Below are 16,071 nucleotides of genomic sequence, written 5' to 3'. Positions count from 1 at the left end.
AAGCTTTAAAAATGACAATGTCGCTAAGAGTAAAGGGTGGCCACAATTTCGCAAGCTTGTGGTAGTGAATTAGTGGTAGCGATTACACAATGTGATTTACACCATGTGCCGGTCACTGTAAATCTGGATAAAACGCAATGGAGTGAAGAGGTAGAGCCGCGTCCGTGTTTGAGATAAGTCATGCAGAAACGGGAAGGAAGAGTGCCAATGGGTATGAAGAGAATAACACCGGGTAAGTTCCACCAGAATTGAGGGGAGGGCAGGGCAGGTCCGCGAACGAACCCGCCCGGCGCAGGAATTACAGCGTTTCCTGCAAATATCCGTAGCGATCGCCATCGGCAATAAAACTCAGACGATGGGTAATGCACTGCGGGGCATCTTCCGCGTGGTGGGAAACAAACAGCAGCTGAGTGCGGCCTTCACCGATCAGCACATCGACAAAGCGGCGTACCAGCAGGCGGTTAATCGGGTCCAGCCCCTGTAGCGGTTCGTCGAGGATCAGCAGAGCCGGGTGTTTAACCAGCGCACGGGCGATCAGTACCAGCCGCTGCTGGCCCCAGGAGAGATCGTGGAACGGCGTATCGCCCTGTTTTTCCATGCCCAGCAGATGCAGCCACTGTTTTGCCAGCGCCTGCTGACGATCCGAGACGGCCTGGTAGATGCCGATGGAATCAAAATAGCCGGAGATAATCACATTGCGCACGCTGCTGCTGACCCGGTAATCAAGATGCAGGCTGCTGCTGACGTAGCCGATATGCTGTTTGATATCCCAGATGGTTTCGCCGCTGCCGCGACGGCGGCCAAACAGCGTCAGATCGTTGCTGTAGCCCTGTGGATGATCGCCGGTGATCAGACTGAGCAGCGTCGATTTACCGGCGCCGTTCGGGCCAACGATCTGCCAGTGCTGCTGGCGATCGACCTGCCAGTCGAGATGGTGGAGGATCGGGCGATCGTTATAGGAGACAACGCCGTCGCGCAGCACAATCAGCGGCGCGTCGGCGGCCAGCTGGGGAATGGCCTCCGCGTCGTCGGGTTCCGGCAGCGTCATGCCGTCCAGCTTTTCACTGTGCGCCAGCTGGGCGACCAGCGCCTCGGCAAGGATCGCTTTACGCGGGCCGGTATGGCTGAGATGACACTCCGCCAGCACGCCCACCTGCTGAATGAAGTCGGGGATATCATCAAAGCGATTCAGCACCAGCACCAGGGTGAAATCAGGCCGCTGCAGTTCCCCCAGCACACTGGCGAGATTAGCGCGCGAAGCCACATCCAGCCCGTCAAACGGTTCATCAAGGATCAGCAGGTCGGGCTGCGCCATCAGCGCCTGGCACAGCAGGGTTTTGCGCGTTTCCCCGGTGGAAAGGTATTTGAAGCGGCGATCGAGTAGGTAGGTAATGCCAAACTTCTCCGCCAGCTGCTGGCAGCGCGCCGGGTCGCGCACCTCATCCTGAATAATCTCAGCCGCCGTACGTCCGGTATCTTCTTCGCCGGGGCTGAGCAGGTCGGTGTTATTACGCTGCCATTCGTCGGCCACCAGTTTCTGTAGCTGTTCCAGCGACAGGCGCACGGGGTGCCTGAAATCGCCGATCGCCTGGCCTTTAGAGGAGGGGAGCTCACCGGAAAGGGCGCGGGCCAGCGACGACTTACCGCTGCCGTTGGCCCCGACGAATGCCCAGCTTTCACCGGCGCGTAAAGTCAGATCGTTCAGGTTCAGAGTTCGGGTATCGCTCAGGCGAAATATGCCTTGCGTAATTTGCAACATTGACATTATTCATTCCATTTTATGCATCACACGGTTATTAGGGGCTTCCTGCCGTACAATGTCAAATCCTGCCCGATGATTCAGAGCAGCGTCGCGATGATGACGCGATCGGCATTAAAATATGCTGTCACCGCAGAGCCGGGCTGCAGTTTTTGCTGGGCGATAAGCTGATTTTCAACGGTGGCGCAGAGCGTTTCACCGCTGCCGAGCGTCACCAGCACTTCGCTGCGGCTTTCACCCTGTTCGATCTGGCTGATGTGGCCCGCCAGCAGATTGTCCGCGCTGACGCTTTCCTGGGTAATGCCAACCCACGGCGCTTTAATCAACACCAGCACCTCTTTGCCCTCCGCCAGCTGCAGGCGGTTGGCGCTCTGCTCGGTCAATGCGACCTTAATTTGGGTGTCACCGTCGGCCAGCTGTACCGTAACATGCTGCTGTACCGGCAGATTGTCGCGGCTGACGACGGTGCCGTACAGCTGGTTTCGGGCGCTCGTTTGCAGTGAAAAGCGGGCGATTGCGCCCAGCAGGCTGCCGAGTGGCGCATCGTCCTGTAAAACATCAAATGCCTTCTGCTGAATCTGTTCCAGCAGTGCATAGAGTTGGATCAGCCGCTCGCCGTAGGGTGTAACGATGGCCCCGCCGCCGCCTTTACCGCCGGTGGCGCGCTCAACCAGCGTGCGGTCGGCCAGCTGGTTCATCTCGTTAATCGCATCCCAGGCGCTCTTATAGCTGATCCCTGCCAGTTTCGCCCCCTGGCTGATCGAGCCGCTCTCCTTTATCTGGCGCAGCAGTTCAATACGGCGCGGATCGGCAAACAGCCGCTGCTGTAACTTCAGAATCAGGGCAATTTCGGCCTGCATTTTGCTCTCCATTTTCATCATCTCATTGCCGGATTGTAGCAGCAGGGGATGCGGATGCGTGGGGAATAAATTCAGCACGAAAGCACAAAAGGTCAGTGCAATCCTGTGTTCTGTCGTTACAATAACTTTTTTGTTCAGCGAAATGAGGCTTCCATGCTGGAATTACTGAAAGGCCTGGCTGTAGCGATCCTGATGGTCCCGGTTGTGATGGCGATTATCCTTGGTCTGATTTATGGATTAGGTGAAGTCTTCAACGTCATTTCTAAAATCGGGCACCGTGACCGCCCGGTTAAAAACCAGCAGTAACACGTTTTCCCCTCACGCCCGGTTTACCGGGCGTTTGTTTTCCCCGCTATCCGCTTTTGTGAAATTGACCTCAAATAATGTTCTGTTCCTCTTCATCGATTTTTCTGTGACGTTCGGCCGCGCTATCGCTATATTATTGCCTACATAACGAACCTCTCTGGAGAAGTGCATGTCTGTAAAAATGAATACCTGGCTGACCGCTGCGGTCGTCACCCTGAGCATCAGTGGCCACGCGGTTGCCGCGGATAACATTACCGTTTTTGCTGCGGCCTCGCTGACCAACGCCCTGCAGGATATCGCCAGCCAGTATGAGAAAGGGAAAGATGTCAAAATCGTTTCCTCATTCGCTTCATCCTCTACCCTGGCCCGTCAGATTGAGCAGGGCGCTCCGGCCGATCTGTTTATCTCTGCCGACCAGCAGTGGATGGACTACGCCGCAGAGAAGAAAACCATCGATGAATCCAGCCGTTTTACTCTGCTGGGTAACGATCTGGTGCTGGTGGCGCCAGCCTCTGCCAAAGCGCAGAAAGTGGATATCAGCAAAACCACCGACTGGAAAACGCTGCTGAACGGCCAGCGCCTGGCGGTGGGCGATCCTGACCACGTTCCGGCCGGTATCTATGCCAAAGAAGCGCTGGAAAAACTGGGCGCCTGGGATCAGCTGTCTCCGGTGATGGCGCGCAGCAACAGCGTTCGTGCCGCTCTGGCACTGGTCGAGCGTGATGAAACCCCGTACGGCATTGTTTACGGTTCTGATGCGGTAGCCAGCAAGAAAGTCGCCGTGGTCGGCACCTTCCCGGCTGACAGCCACAAGCCGGTCGAATATCCGGTAGCTATCGTGAAAGATCATAAAAATGCCAGCGTCAGCGCCTTTTATGACTACCTGAAGGGGCCACAGGCGGCAGCGATTTTCAAACAGTATGGATTTGCGCCTAAGTCATGATGTTCCTCAGCGATCCCGAATGGCAGGCGGTGGCGCTCAGCCTGAAAGTCTCGGTGGTGGCGGTGGCATGCAGCCTGCCGTTCGGTATCCTGATGGCGTGGCTGCTGGTCCGCCGTCAGTTCCCCGGTAAAACTCTGCTCGACAGTATTATCCACCTGCCGCTGGTGCTGCCGCCAGTGGTGGTGGGCTATCTGCTGCTGCTGGGCTTCGGGCGGCGCGGTGTGATTGGCGAATACCTGTATGACTGGTTTGGCTTCAGCTTTGCCTTTAGCTGGCGCGGTGCCGCGCTGGCTTCGGCGGTGATTGCCTTCCCGCTGATGGTTCGTGCCATTCGCCTGGCGCTGGAAGCGGTTGATACCCGGCTGGAGCAGGCAGCCCGCACGCTGGGTGCCGGGCGCTGGCGGGTGTTTCTGACCATCACGCTGCCGCTGACCCTGCCGGGGATTATTGTCGGTACGGTGCTGGCTTTTGCCCGCTCTCTGGGCGAATTTGGTGCCACCATCACCTTTGTTTCCAATATCCCGGGTGAAACGCGTACGCTGCCGTCGGCAATGTATACGCTGATTGAAACGCCGGGTGCAGAAGGCGCTGCCGCCAGACTGTGCGTGATTGCTATCGTGCTGGCGCTGTTTTCTCTGCTTGTTTCCGAATGGCTGACCCGCTGGGGTCGTAAGCGTTTAGGTCTTTAATGTTAGAACTCGATTTCAGCCAGCAGCTGGGCGACTGCCTGCTTAATGTGCAGACCAGCCTGCCGGGTAAGGGAATTACCGCCGTGTTTGGCGTGTCCGGCGCGGGGAAAACCTCGCTGATTAACGCCATTGGTGGGCTGACGGTGCCGCAGCAGGGGCGCATTGTGCTCAACGGCCGGGTGCTCAGCGATACGGCTAAAGGTATCTGGCTGCCGCCGGAAAAGCGCCGCGTCGGCTATGTTTTTCAGGACGCGCGCCTGTTCCCACATTATCGGGTGCGCGGCAACCTGGAATACGGCATGGCGAAAAGCATGCGCCCGCAGTTCGACAGTCTGGTTCAGCTGCTGGGCATCGAACCGCTGCTGTCCCGTTTCCCGTGGTCACTCTCCGGCGGTGAAAAACAGCGCGTTGCCATCGGCCGTGCGTTGCTGACTGCACCCGAGATCATGCTGATGGATGAACCGCTGGCCTCGCTCGATCTGCCGCGCAAGCGCGAGCTGCTGCCCTATCTGCAAAAGCTGGCGAAAGAGGTCGACATTCCGATGCTTTATGTCAGCCACAGCCTGGATGAGCTGCTGCACCTGGCCGAAAACGTACTGGTGCTGGATAAAGGATCGGTCATCGCCAACGGTCCGTTGGAAGACGTATGGGCAAGCAGCGCCATGCGCCCGTGGCTGCCGCGCGCCGAGCAGAGCAGCGTGCTGCGCGTGCAGGTACAGGAACAGCATCCGCACTACGAGATGACCGCGCTGTCGCTGGGCGAGGAGCGTATCTGGGTCAGTCGCATTGCTGCGCCGTTACAAACGCCGATGCGCATCCGTATTAATGCGGCGGACGTCTCGCTGGTGCTGGAACCACCGGTCAACAGCAGTATTCGCAACGTTATCCCGGCAAGGGTGGTGGAGCTGCTGGAGATCGAAAATCAGGTGGAAGTGAAGCTGCAGGTCGGGGATAGCGAGCTTTGGGCGCGTATCACGCCCTGGGCCCGCGATGAACTGGAAATTAAACCGGATATGCTGCTTTACGCGCAGATCAAAAGCGTGTCAATCACGCCCTGATTACAGAATTTCGCGGTAAATGGTTTCGGCAATGCCCGGCTCAAGGTTGGTGCCGATCACGCGCCCGGCGCGGGCTTTAATCGCCTCGTCGGCGTTGCCCATTGCCACACCCAGACCCACGGTTTCCAGCATGCTCAGGTCGTTGTAGTTGTCGCCAAAGGCCAGCACGTCGCTCATCTGATAGCCTTCTGCGGCTACCCATTCTGCCAGGCGTTTGCCTTTGCTGTTACCGGCTTTGGCAATATCGACCTGATCGTGCCACGACCACTCGCAGGCCAGGCCGAGTTCATCCTCAACCTTCTGCGCGAAGCGCTGCAGTTCCGCCGTGTCCTGGTGAGAAACGGCAAATTTCCAGATCGACTGTGCGCTCTGCGCCGCACCGGCCAGGCTGTCGACATGCAGGAACGTCGGACGCTGGGATTCAGGCAGCGTCAGACCCCAGTTAATGGTGCGGGTCACGTGACCGGTTTCGGCCTGGTACAGCATGGCATCATCCACATACAGCAGGCCGTGAATCGCGGCGTCGTCGAGCATTTCAATCACGCGCTGCGCCTGATCTTTTGGCAGCGGATCGGAATGTAAGACTTTTTTCGCCTGGTAATCATACAAATAGGTGCCATTACAGCAGATTGCAGGTGTATCCAGCGCCAGTGCCTGATAAAAAGGATGGATAGCAACATGATGGCGACCGGTAACGATCAACACTTTTACCCCGGCCTGGCGCGCTTTAGCCAGCGCTTCCAGCGATTCGGGAAGAATGGTTTTATTCGGCGTTAAAAGCGTGCCGTCCAGATCAAGGGCGATGATGCGATAGCTCATATGCGTTTCCGTGACTAAATGTGAGTTAAAGAGTGTACACCCTGTGACGCCGGCCACAAAACCGACGAACGCAATCAATGATTACGACCCCGAAGACTTAACAAGGAGCATTCATGAAACACGTTGTTTATACCGCCAGCCCTGAGAGCCAGCAGATCCATGCCTGGCAGCTGAATGAGGATGGCGCGCTGACGCTGTTGCAGGTTGTCGATGCGCCGGGCCAGGTTCAGCCAATGGTGGTCAGCCCGGACAAAACGTTCCTGTACGTGGGCGCCCGTCCGGACTTCCGCGTGCTGGCGTATAAAATCGACAGTGAAGGCAAACTGAAAGAAGCGGGGCACGCATCGCTGCCGGGCAGCCCGACCCACATTTCCACCGACCGTGAAGGGCGCTTTATCTTCGTCGGTTCGTATAACGATGCCTGCGTCAGCGTCAGCCCGATTGGCGACAATGGTCTGCCGGGCGAACCAGCTCAGGTAATTAAGGGTCTGGACGGCTGCCACTCGGCGAATATCGACCTCGATAACCGGACGCTGTTTGTTCCGGCGCTGAAGCAGGACCGTATCGCGCTGTTCGAGCTGGCGCAGAACGGCGAGCTGACTCCACGCGCTCAGGCAGAAGTGAATACCACCGTCGGTGCCGGTCCGCGCCATATGGTGTTCCATCCGAACCAGAAGTTTGCCTACTGCGTCAACGAACTGGACAGCAGCGTCGACGTCTGGGCGCTGGGTGAAAAAGTCGAGAAGGTGCAGAGTCTGGATATGATGCCGGAAGGCTTCAGCGACACGCGCTGGGCGGCCGACATCCACATCACCCCGGATGGCCGCTTCCTCTACAGCTGCGATCGCACTGCCAGTGTGATCACCGTGTTCAGCATCGGCAACGACGGCGCGACGCTGACGATTGAAGGCTACCAGCAGACGGAAACCCAGCCGCGCGGTTTTAACATCGACAGCACCGGGCAGTATCTGATTGCGGCAGGTCAGAAATCGCACCATATCGCGGTGTACAAAATCGCCGCGGATAACGGCTTGTTGCAGGAGCTGGCGCGCTATGCGGTAGGCCAGGGACCGATGTGGGTCACCATCAGCGCGCTCTGATCGCCCGTTGACGGGTAATAAAAAAGGCAATCCGAAGATTGCCTTTTTTTATGCGCGACGACTGCCAGATTTGAATAATGGCCGCGTAACGTCGAAATCTTGCGGTCGCGCAGAATTATAGCCTGCGCGATCGCCATTTCTGAGCGCCGATCAGGCGTAAATAGCGGTAATCGCCGCGCTGCCCAGCGTATGGAAATGTACGTTAAAGCCGACCATTGCCGCACTGGCGTTCTCGTCCACGTCCAGCTTTTCCACGTCCAGCGCGTGAACGGTGAAAATATAGCGGTGGTGTTCACCTTTCGGCGGTGCCGCGCCGCCGTAACCGGCACTACCGAAGTCGGTGCGGGTTTGCAGCGATCCGGTCGGCAGTTCGGCGACGCCAGAACCGGCACCCTCCGGCAGTTCGCGGGTGTCCGCAGGCAGGTTTGCCACCACCCAGTGCCACCAGCCGGAGCCGGTCGGCGCATCGGGATCGTAGCAGGTCACCACAAAGCTTTTGGTTCCGGCCGGAACCTCATCCCACGCCAGATGCGGCGACAAATTCTCACCCTGGTAGCCCATGGCATTTAATACCTGGCGCTCCGGCAGCTTATCGCCATCGTTAAAACTCGTGCTAAACAGTTTCATTCCTTCTCCTGTCACTGAAGATGTCAGCTATTTTCAGCCGCGCTGCGGCGGCAAAGGTCTTCCCGGCTGCCTGCGCAGCCAATGCTGAAAAGGTATCACATGCCGCCGCGTTCATCAGTGAAGTATTCGTGGCTCACGGCTTCATCTTTATGAGCGATGAAGCCGCATTGCCTGGATATCTGTACCTGAGTTCATTTACTGCAACGCATACAGGGATGATACCCTTTGCCGCGTTTAAGCTGGCGTATCGCCCGCTACCCGCACCACCACCTTGCCAAAGTTTTTCCCCTCCAGCAGGCCAATCAGCGTTTCCGGTGCGTTATCCAGACCGTCGACCACATCTTCACGGAACACCAGACGATCCTCCGCCACCCACTGGCTCATCTGGCGGAAGAATTCGTCAAAGCGATGGCCGTAATCCTGATTGATAATGAAGCCCTGCACGCGCAGGCGTTTACGCAGGATGGCGCTTTGCAGCAGCGGCAGGCGGTCCGGTCCGGCGGGAAGATTCGTGCTGTTGTAGTCGGCGATCAGACCGCAAACGGGAATGCGCCCTTTGGTATTCATCAGCGGCAGCACGGCGTTAAACACTTTGCCGCCCACGCTTTCAAAATAGACGTCGATCCCCTCCGCGCAGTGGCGGCTGAGCTGCTGTGCCAGATTATCATCGCGATGATCCAGACAGCGGTCGAAGCCCAGCACCTGTTCGGCATAGCGGCATTTCTCTGCGCCGCCGGCAATACCGACCACGTGGCAACCCTTCAGTTTGGCAATCTGGCCCACCAGTGAGCCAACTGCGCCGGTCGCTGCGGCCACCACCACGGTCTCGCCCGGCTGCGGATTACCGATATCCAGCAGCCCCATATAGGCGGTGAAGCCCGGCATGCCCAGAATCCCTAAGGCGTGGGAGGGATGCTTAAGCACCGGGCCGCTGAGTTTAAATAAGTCGCGGCCGTCGGACAGGGAAAAATCCTGCCAGCCGTTGTTGCTGACCACCCAGTCACCGACGGCGTAGTCGGCATGTTCAGACTGTTCGACAACCGAGACGGTGCCGCCGCACATCACCTCGCCCAGCCCGACGGGCGGCGCATAGGAAGGCGCATCGCTCATCCGCCCGCGCATATACGGGTCGAGTGACAGCCACACGGTGCGCAGCAGCACCTGGCCGGTTTTTGGGGCAGGGACGTGCTGGGCTTCCAGACGGAAATTGTTTTCCGTCGGTGCGCCGTGCGGGCGCGAAGCCAGCAGGATGCGACGATTGGTTTGCTTATCTTGTGGCATAAAAGAACCTCCGCTATCTCGTGCCCGGCTTCAGTGCCGTACACACAATGCTAAAAGCGTAGTGCATACGGCCTGCGGCTGCCTCGCGCTGCGTGCCTTCAGGTTATTTTAAAAAGCTGCGGATTATCCACGGCGGCGGCAATCGTTGCGGTCAGCTTTGCCAGCTCGTCTCTGGAAATAATATAGGGCGGCATCAGGTAAATCAGGCGACCAAACGGACGTATCCACACGCCGCTCTCCACAAAGAAGCGCTGAATGGCGGCCACGTCCACCGGCCGGTGAGTTTCCACTACGCCAATCGCACCCAGCACTCGCACATCGGCAACTTCCGCCGCGGCCTTTAACGGCATCAGCGCCGCCCGCAGCTGCGCTTCAATTGCCGCGACCTGTTCGGGCCAGTGGTTCTCTTCCAGTATCGCCAGCGACTCGGCCGCCACCGCACAGGCCAGCGGATTGGCCATAAACGTCGGGCCGTGCATAAAGCAGCCCGCCGCCCCGTTGCTGATGGTGTCCGCTACCCGGCGAGTGGTCAGCGTCGCCGAAAGCGTCATCGTGCCGCCGGTCAGGGCTTTACCGACGCAGAGAATATCCGGGGCGATCCCCGCGTGTTCGCAGGCAAACAGCCTGCCGGTGCGGCCAAAGCCGGTGGCAATCTCATCGGCGATCAGAAGCAGCTGATAGCGGTCGCACAGCTCACGTACCCGCTGTAGATAGCGCGGGTGATAGAAACGCATCCCGCCCGCACCCTGCACGATCGGCTCGAGGATCACCGCACTGAGCTGACGATGATGGGTCACGATCAGCTGTTCCAGCGCGTCGGTATCGCTTTCGCGCCACGGGTCGTCAAACCGGCACGTCGGGGCGGGGGCAAACAGATGCTCGGGCAGATAGCCCTGATACAGGCTGTGCATTGAATTCTGCGGATCGCACACCGACATCGCCGCAAAGGTATCGCCGTGATAGCCGTTACGCAGGGTCAGAAAGCGCTGACGTTTCTCACCGCGCGCCTGCCAGAACTGCAGGGCCATCTTCATCGCCACCTCAACCGCCACCGAACCGGAATCCGCCAGGAACACGCATTCCAGCGGTGCGGGAGTAATGGCGACCAGCCGACGGCACAGCGCCACTGCCGACGGGTGCGTAATACCGCCGAACATCACGTGCGACATCTGCGCCATCTGGTTCTGTAACGCCTGATTCAGGCGCGGATGGTTGTAGCCATGAACCGCCGCCCACCATGACGACATGCCGTCAACCAGCTGCCGACCATCGGCCAGTTGTAACCGACATTCCTGCGCGGCGACCACCGGATAGCAGGGCAGCGGATCGCGCATTGAGGTATAGGGATGCCAGATATGGTCACGGTCAAAAGCAAGATCGGCTGCATTCATAAATCACTTGTAAACCAAAAATAAAAAATTTAGTTTACAAGTATAACCAGGCCGTGAAGACAAATGACAGACTTTTTTGGAGCAAGCAATGGCAAAACGTTGGACCCTTTCACAGACGCAGGCGCTGTTTGATAAGCCGTTTCTCGAACTGATGTTTGAAGCGCAGCAGATCCACCGCCAGCATTTTGACCCGCGTCAGGTACAGGTCAGCACGCTGCTGTCGATCAAAACCGGAGCCTGCCCGGAGGACTGCAAGTACTGCCCGCAAAGCGCGCGCTATAAAACCGGGCTGGAGTCCGAACGGCTGATGGAGGTGGAGGAGGTGCTGAACTCCGCGCGCAAGGCGAAAGCCGCCGGTTCCGGTCGTTTTTGTATGGGGGCGGCGTGGAAAAATCCGCACGAGCGCGATATGCCCTATCTGGAGCAGATGGTGCAGGGAGTGAAGGCGATGGGGATGGAAACCTGTATGACCCTCGGTACGTTGAGCGAGCAGCAGGCACAGCGGCTGGCCTCCGCCGGGCTGGATTTCTATAACCACAACCTCGACACTTCGCCGGAATTTTACGGCAGCATCATCACCACCCGCAGCTATCAGGAGCGTCTGGACACCCTTGGAAAAGTGCGTGATGCCGGGATTAAAGTCTGTTCTGGCGGCATCGTCGGCCTGGGCGAAACGGTCAACGACCGTGCCGGACTGCTGGTGCAGCTGGCGAACCTGCCGACGCCGCCGGAAAGCGTGCCGATCAATATGCTGGTGAAAGTGAAGGGCACGCCGCTGGCGGATAACGAGGACGTCGATCCATTCGACTTTATCCGCACCATTGCGGCGGCAAGAATTATGATGCCGCGTTCCCACGTGCGTCTTTCCGCCGGGCGTGAACAGATGAGCGAGCAGACCCAGGCGATGTGCTTTATGGCCGGGGCTAACTCGATTTTCTACGGCTGCAAGCTGCTGACTACGCCGAACCCGGAGGAGGATAAAGATCTGATCCTGTTCCGTAAGCTGGGCCTGAACCCGCAGCACACCGCGACCCACGCCGGGGATAACGAACAGCAGCAGGCGCTTGCCGCCCAGCTGATGACCGCTGACACCGAACAGTTTTACAACGCGGCCCTGTAATGAGCTGGCCGCAACGCGTTAAGCAGTCGCTGGAGCAGCGCCGCCAAAACGGTCAGTACCGCCAGCGCACGCCCTGCCAGCAGGCCGACGCCCGCAGCCTGAGCATCGCAGGGACGGACTACCTCAACTTTTCTGCCAACGATTACCTCGGGCTGAGCCATCACCCGCGCATTGTGAATGCCTGGCAGCAGGGCGCGGCGCGCTATGGCGTTGGCGCAGGCGGCTCGGCGCATATCACCGGATTTCGCACCCCGCAGGTGGATCTGGAGCAGCAGCTGGCCGACTGGCTGGGCTACCCCCGCGCGCTGCTGTTTATCTCCGGTTTTGCCGCCAATCAGGCGATCATCGCCGCGCTGGCGGGTAAAGACGATCGCATCCTGGCCGACAAACTCAGCCACGCTTCGCTGCTGGAGGCCGCCTGCCACAGCCCGGCGACGCTGCGCCGCTTTGCCCATAACCAGCCGCAGGCGCTGGCCGCCAGGCTGGCGGGCCCGTGCAGCGGTGAAACGCTGGTGGTCACGGAGGGCGTCTTCAGCATGGACGGCGACAGCGCGCCGCTGACTGCGCTGCATCAGCTTGCGCAGCAGCATAACGCCTGGCTGCTGGTGGATGATGCGCACGGCATTGGCGTCTGCGGTGAACAGGGGCGGGGCAGCTGCTGGCAGCAGGAAGTTAAGCCCGATCTGCAAATCATTACCTTTGGTAAAGCGTTCGGCGTCAGCGGTGCGGCGCTGCTGTGCGATGACGACACCGCCGAGTTTATGCTGCAGTTTGCCCGCCATCTGATTTACAGCACCGCCATGCCGCCCGCTCAGGTCTGTGCACTGCAGGAGGCGCTGCGCTGCGTGCAGCAGGGTGACGAACTGCGCCAGCGCCTGCGGCAGAATATCGCTCGTTTTCGCGCCGGAGCCGATGGTCTGCGCTGGCAGATGATGAATGCCGACAGCGCGATTCAGCCGCTGTTAGTGGGCGAGGAAGGGGCCGCCGTGGAACTGGCTGCGCGGCTGCGGCGGCTGGGCTGCTGGGTGAGCGCGATTCGACCACCAACCGTACCGCCCGGCACCGCGCGGCTGCGCATTACGCTGAGCGCGGCGCATCTGCCGGATGATATCGATCGCCTGCTGGAGGTGCTGCATGCTACAGGAGATTGATAAACGGGCGGTTGCCGTGGCCTTTGGCCGCGCTGCATCGGGCTATAACCAGCACGCCGAGCTGCAACGGCTGTGCGGTGAACGGCTGATGGCGCTGGCGAGGCGCGGGAGCACAATGCAGGTGCTGGACGCGGGCTGCGGTACCGGCTGGTTCAGCCAGCGCTGGCAGCAGAACGGCCATCGGGTGACCGCGCTGGATCTCTCGGCAGAAATGCTGCGTCAGGCGGAATCATCGGCGGTCGCATCGGACTACCGGCTGGGGGATATCGAAGCGCTGCCGTTCGCGGATGCCAGCTTCGACCGCTGCTGGAGCAATCTTGCCGTACAGTGGTGCAGCGATCTGCGCCAGGGGCTGAGCGAGCTGTATCGGGTGACCCGCCCGGGAGGACAGGTGCTGTTTTCTACCCTCGAAGCCGGATCGCTGCACGAAGTGACGGCCGCGTGGCAGGCGCTGGGAGCCGAGGCTCCTCTCAACCCGCAGCTGACCGCCAACGAGATCGCGCAGGCCGGGGCCGGCATGAATTTACAACTGCACCGTTTCACATTGACGCTGGCCTACCCGGACGCCATTAGCACGATACGCTCGCTAAAAGGGACCGGGGTGACGCATTTACATCGTGGTCGGGAAAGCCATTTTCTTAACCGGGAACGACTACAGCAGCTTGAGCACGTCTGGAGCCGCGATCGGCGCGGCTGCCTGCTGAGCTGGAAACTGATTTTAGGAGTGATTGAACGTGAGTAAACGCTGGTTTGTGACCGGAACCGATACGGAAATAGGCAAAACGACCGCCAGCTGTGCGCTGCTGCAGGCCGCCAGCGCGGCGGGTTATCGCTGTGCGGGCTATAAGCCGGTGGCCTCCGGCTGTGAAGTCACACCCGAAGGTTTACGCAATGAAGATGCATTGTTGCTACAGCGGTTTTCCAGCATCGATTTACCCTACGAGATGGTCAATCCGCTGGCGTTTATGGAACCCACCTCACCGCATATCGTCAGTGCGGAAGAGCAGCGTCCCATCGCCTTCAGCCAGCTGTCCGCCGGGCTGGCGTCGGTAGCGCAGCACGCTGACTGGGTACTGACCGAGGGTGCCGGAGGCTGGTTTACCCCGCTGTCAGCGGATCAAACCTTTGCCGACTGGGTGGTAGAGGAGCAGCTGCCGGTGATTCTGGTAGTGGGCGTTAAGCTGGGCTGCATCAATCACGCGCTGCTGACCGCGCAGGCGATTCAGGCGAGTGGATTGACGCTGGTGGGCTGGATTGCCAACTGCGTACAGCCCGCCGGCAAGCGTCACGCGGAGTATATGGCGACGTTACGACGGCTGCTGCCTTCGCCGCTGCTGGGGGAGATCCCTTATCTGCCCGATGAAGCGCAGAGGGCGCAGCTGGGGCAGTATCTGTCGCTGCCGTAACGGCAGACGCCCCGATGCGAAGACGCTGGAATAACGCCGGGATGCCACTCCTGACAGCGCTATTCAGGCCGTCAGCCAGGTATTCACCACGCCTTCATCCAGCAGCGCCATTTTACCGTGGGCGACGTTTCGCCCGCGGTGCAGCAGCAGGAAGTAATCGGCCACCCGGCGGATAAACGACAGGCGCTGTTCCAGCAGCAAAATGGTCATGCCGAAATCATGATTCAGCCGGTGGATCAGATTGCCCATTTCCTCTTCCAGCCACGGCGACATCCCTTCGGTCGGATCGTCCAGAATCAGCAGCTTAGGTTCCAGTACCAGCGCACGGGCCAGCGCCAGATGCTGCTGCTGGTCGAGGGGCAGTTCGCCACTGCGCTGCTGGCGTAGCGAATAAAGCGCCGGAAACAGGTCATAAACCATCTGCGGGATAGCCCGGTGGCGCTCCTGTCCTGCACCGGCCAGCAGGGCGATTTGCAGGTTCTCTTCCACGCTAAGCTGAGAAAAAATTTGCCTGCCCTGTGGAACATAGCCAATGCCGAGAGCAGCACGCCGCTCTACCGGCTGCAGCAGCAAATCCTGCGGCGGCAGATCGCCTTCTTGCCAAATCATCGAACCGCTGTTGATCGGCAGGTGGCCCATGATGCAGTTAACCAGCGTAGTCTTCCCCATCCCGGGGCGGCCAATGATGCCGGTACAGGTGCCGGGGGGAAGATCGAGGTCCACATCCCACAGAATATGGTTTTGCCCATAAAATTGATTGATTGAACGTAAACTCAGCATCTTGCACTCTCCTCCAGACAGTATCCGATTGCACCCGCATTACAGGGCGATTTAGCTGGCGTACTATTTAACAAGCAATTAACGGGCCATCTCTACATAACGATGAAAAACTCGATGAACTCTCCGTTCTGCGGCTCTATTTGTCAGAAACGTTAAACAATTTCTGACGGTAATCAGCGGGCTGCACCCCGATAGTGCTCCGGGCTAATCAATTGTGGTGCAGATGCTGCGTGAAATGGCAGGAGTGAGCTGAAGTCTGAAAGAGGGGGATGCTTAAAATTCCTACTGGCTATGCAGAATTCCGCCTTTTCTTATCCAAAAAGGTGCGTTGAAGTGTGAAAAAAAAAACAAAAAAAAATATTTAGCCGCGGTTATGAGCGATGGGGACGATTTATACACATCAGACGTTACAAGCGCTGTAATCAGTTATCCACTGTTACTGTGGATAACCTTGTGTATTAGATTGTGAAAACTTGCGTAAAGCGAGAGCGGGCGCGGCTTTGGCTCTGATTGGTGCGAAACTCGGCTTGTTATTAAATTTTATTAAAATCAGCACTTTAACTAAAATCAAGCGCCGGGGATTCTTGAACCAAAGTCGGCCGCGCTTTTAACTACCGACGCTTGACAAATGTTAATATAACAAAATTTCTGGGGATAACCCGGTAACAGTTTATGCGCAGTCGTTTGCGTACTGTCCGACAAAAGTGCGGCTCTGCCCTCTGGATTCGCATTATGCAAATTAACTGTTAATTTATCCAGTATTTTTAACTGGCAAATTGGC

16 protein-coding genes are annotated in these 16,071 nt (G+C 58.5%); 9 read left to right on the top strand and 7 right to left on the bottom strand.

Annotation, left to right across the window (positions count from 1 at the left end; genetic code table 11):
* Positions 1–298: 298 nt before the first annotated feature.
* Together modF and modE are read right to left on the bottom strand one after the other, a co-directional pair.
* The gene (gene modF / locus JOE09_RS07430) at positions 299–1,765 is read right to left on the bottom strand and encodes a molybdate ABC transporter ATP-binding protein ModF (protein ID WP_205065336.1); all 1,467 of its coding nucleotides are present in this window, start codon (positions 1,763–1,765) and stop codon (positions 299–301) included.
* A gap of 74 nt (positions 1,766–1,839) precedes the next feature.
* Positions 1,840–2,619: a molybdenum-dependent transcriptional regulator gene (gene modE / locus JOE09_RS07425; RefSeq protein WP_205065335.1), complete on the bottom strand. Its 780-nt coding sequence runs from the start codon at positions 2,617–2,619 to the stop codon at positions 1,840–1,842.
* 153 nt (positions 2,620–2,772) lie between these two features.
* On the opposite strand from modE, the gene JOE09_RS07420 reads away from it, so the two are divergent.
* The 4 genes from JOE09_RS07420 to modC all read left to right on the top strand — a co-directional run bounded on the left by JOE09_RS07420 (position 2,773) and on the right by modC (position 5,615).
* Complete coding sequence (locus JOE09_RS07420; protein WP_105591113.1) at positions 2,773–2,925, top strand: AcrZ family multidrug efflux pump-associated protein; 153 nt, start codon at positions 2,773–2,775, stop codon at positions 2,923–2,925.
* A gap of 169 nt (positions 2,926–3,094) precedes the next feature.
* On the top strand, positions 3,095–3,868 hold the full coding sequence (gene modA, locus JOE09_RS07415) for a molybdate ABC transporter substrate-binding protein (protein ID WP_105591114.1): 774 nt from the start codon (positions 3,095–3,097) through the stop codon (positions 3,866–3,868).
* Positions 3,868–4,557, top strand: a complete 690-nt coding sequence (gene modB / locus JOE09_RS07410) for a molybdate ABC transporter permease subunit (protein WP_105591173.1) — start codon at positions 3,868–3,870, stop codon at positions 4,555–4,557. Before modA ends, modB begins: the two co-directional genes overlap by 1 nt.
* Positions 4,557–5,615: a molybdenum ABC transporter ATP-binding protein ModC gene (gene modC, locus JOE09_RS07405; protein ID WP_205065334.1), complete on the top strand. Its 1,059-nt coding sequence runs from the start codon at positions 4,557–4,559 to the stop codon at positions 5,613–5,615. The genes modB and modC overlap by 1 nt, the downstream gene beginning before the upstream one ends.
* On the opposite strand, the gene JOE09_RS07400 is transcribed toward modC, so the two are convergent.
* A complete protein-coding gene (locus JOE09_RS07400; protein WP_105591116.1) occupies positions 5,616–6,434 on the bottom strand; it encodes a pyridoxal phosphatase in 819 nt (272 codons plus the stop codon).
* A gap of 113 nt (positions 6,435–6,547) precedes the next feature.
* Between JOE09_RS07400 and pgl the strand changes: the two genes are divergently transcribed.
* Positions 6,548–7,534 (top strand): 6-phosphogluconolactonase, encoded by a 987-nt coding sequence (gene pgl / locus JOE09_RS07395; RefSeq protein ID WP_205065333.1) that lies wholly within the window; start codon positions 6,548–6,550, stop codon positions 7,532–7,534.
* A 150-nt stretch (positions 7,535–7,684) separates the two neighbouring features.
* On the opposite strand, the gene JOE09_RS07390 is transcribed toward pgl, so the two are convergent.
* The 3 genes from JOE09_RS07390 to bioA all read right to left on the bottom strand — a co-directional run bounded on the left by JOE09_RS07390 (position 7,685) and on the right by bioA (position 10,833).
* Entirely contained in the window at positions 7,685–8,161 is a 477-nt protein-coding gene (locus JOE09_RS07390) for a kinase inhibitor (RefSeq protein WP_105591118.1), read from the bottom strand.
* Positions 8,162–8,395: 234 nt separating this feature from the next.
* Entirely contained in the window at positions 8,396–9,442 is a 1,047-nt protein-coding gene (locus JOE09_RS07385; RefSeq protein ID WP_205065332.1) for an NADP-dependent oxidoreductase, read from the bottom strand.
* Positions 9,443–9,540: 98 nt separating this feature from the next.
* On the bottom strand, positions 9,541–10,833 hold the full coding sequence (gene bioA / locus JOE09_RS07380; protein WP_205065331.1) for an adenosylmethionine--8-amino-7-oxononanoate transaminase: 1,293 nt from the start codon (positions 10,831–10,833) through the stop codon (positions 9,541–9,543).
* 88 nt (positions 10,834–10,921) lie between these two features.
* On the opposite strand from bioA, the gene bioB reads away from it, so the two are divergent.
* From bioB to bioD, 4 genes are read left to right on the top strand one after another with little or no spacing between them, the layout of a single operon-like run.
* Positions 10,922–11,953 carry a biotin synthase BioB gene (gene bioB, locus JOE09_RS07375; protein ID WP_105591121.1) on the top strand — a complete coding sequence of 344 codons (1,032 nt, stop codon included), beginning with the start codon at positions 10,922–10,924 and terminating at the stop codon, positions 11,951–11,953.
* The gene (gene bioF, locus JOE09_RS07370; RefSeq protein ID WP_205065330.1) at positions 11,953–13,104 is read left to right on the top strand and encodes an 8-amino-7-oxononanoate synthase; all 1,152 of its coding nucleotides are present in this window, start codon (positions 11,953–11,955) and stop codon (positions 13,102–13,104) included. The genes bioB and bioF overlap by 1 nt, the downstream gene beginning before the upstream one ends.
* Positions 13,088–13,846: a malonyl-ACP O-methyltransferase BioC gene (bioC, locus tag JOE09_RS07365; RefSeq protein ID WP_205065329.1), complete on the top strand. Its 759-nt coding sequence runs from the start codon at positions 13,088–13,090 to the stop codon at positions 13,844–13,846. The genes bioF and bioC overlap by 17 nt, the downstream gene beginning before the upstream one ends.
* Complete coding sequence (gene bioD, locus JOE09_RS07360) at positions 13,839–14,510, top strand: dethiobiotin synthase (RefSeq protein ID WP_205065328.1); 672 nt, start codon at positions 13,839–13,841, stop codon at positions 14,508–14,510. The genes bioC and bioD overlap by 8 nt, the downstream gene beginning before the upstream one ends.
* A 63-nt stretch (positions 14,511–14,573) precedes the next feature.
* Here bioD and JOE09_RS07355 read toward each other — a convergent pair whose 3' ends face one another.
* Positions 14,574–15,290 carry an ABC transporter ATP-binding protein gene (locus JOE09_RS07355; protein ID WP_105591125.1) on the bottom strand — a complete coding sequence of 239 codons (717 nt, stop codon included), beginning with the start codon at positions 15,288–15,290 and terminating at the stop codon, positions 14,574–14,576.
* Positions 15,291–16,071: the final 781 nt, after the last annotated feature.

Source organism: Pantoea coffeiphila (assembly GCF_016909495.1).
GTDB lineage: Bacteria > Pseudomonadota > Gammaproteobacteria > Enterobacterales > Enterobacteriaceae > Erwinia > Erwinia coffeiphila.
This window is presented reverse-complemented; position numbering and strand designations above follow the sequence as displayed.

Coding starts and splice junctions, on each gene's coding strand:
- modF (WP_205065336.1), bottom strand. CDS start 1,765: ATGTCAATGTTGCAAATTACGCAAGGCATATTTCGCCTGAGCGATACC.
- modE (WP_205065335.1), bottom strand. CDS start 2,619: ATGCAGGCCGAAATTGCCCTGATTCTGAAGTTACAGCAGCGGCTGTTT.
- JOE09_RS07420 (WP_105591113.1), top strand. CDS start 2,773: ATGCTGGAATTACTGAAAGGCCTGGCTGTAGCGATCCTGATGGTCCCG.
- modA (WP_105591114.1), top strand. CDS start 3,095: ATGTCTGTAAAAATGAATACCTGGCTGACCGCTGCGGTCGTCACCCTG.
- modB (WP_105591173.1), top strand. CDS start 3,868: ATGTTCCTCAGCGATCCCGAATGGCAGGCGGTGGCGCTCAGCCTGAAA.
- modC (WP_205065334.1), top strand. CDS start 4,557: ATGTTAGAACTCGATTTCAGCCAGCAGCTGGGCGACTGCCTGCTTAAT.
- JOE09_RS07400 (WP_105591116.1), bottom strand. CDS start 6,434: ATGAGCTATCGCATCATCGCCCTTGATCTGGACGGCACGCTTTTAACG.
- pgl (WP_205065333.1), top strand. CDS start 6,548: ATGAAACACGTTGTTTATACCGCCAGCCCTGAGAGCCAGCAGATCCAT.
- JOE09_RS07390 (WP_105591118.1), bottom strand. CDS start 8,161: ATGAAACTGTTTAGCACGAGTTTTAACGATGGCGATAAGCTGCCGGAG.
- JOE09_RS07385 (WP_205065332.1), bottom strand. CDS start 9,442: ATGCCACAAGATAAGCAAACCAATCGTCGCATCCTGCTGGCTTCGCGC.
- bioA (WP_205065331.1), bottom strand. CDS start 10,833: ATGAATGCAGCCGATCTTGCTTTTGACCGTGACCATATCTGGCATCCC.
- bioB (WP_105591121.1), top strand. CDS start 10,922: ATGGCAAAACGTTGGACCCTTTCACAGACGCAGGCGCTGTTTGATAAG.
- bioF (WP_205065330.1), top strand. CDS start 11,953: ATGAGCTGGCCGCAACGCGTTAAGCAGTCGCTGGAGCAGCGCCGCCAA.
- bioC (WP_205065329.1), top strand. CDS start 13,088: ATGCTACAGGAGATTGATAAACGGGCGGTTGCCGTGGCCTTTGGCCGC.
- JOE09_RS07355 (WP_105591125.1), bottom strand. CDS start 15,290: ATGCTGAGTTTACGTTCAATCAATCAATTTTATGGGCAAAACCATATT.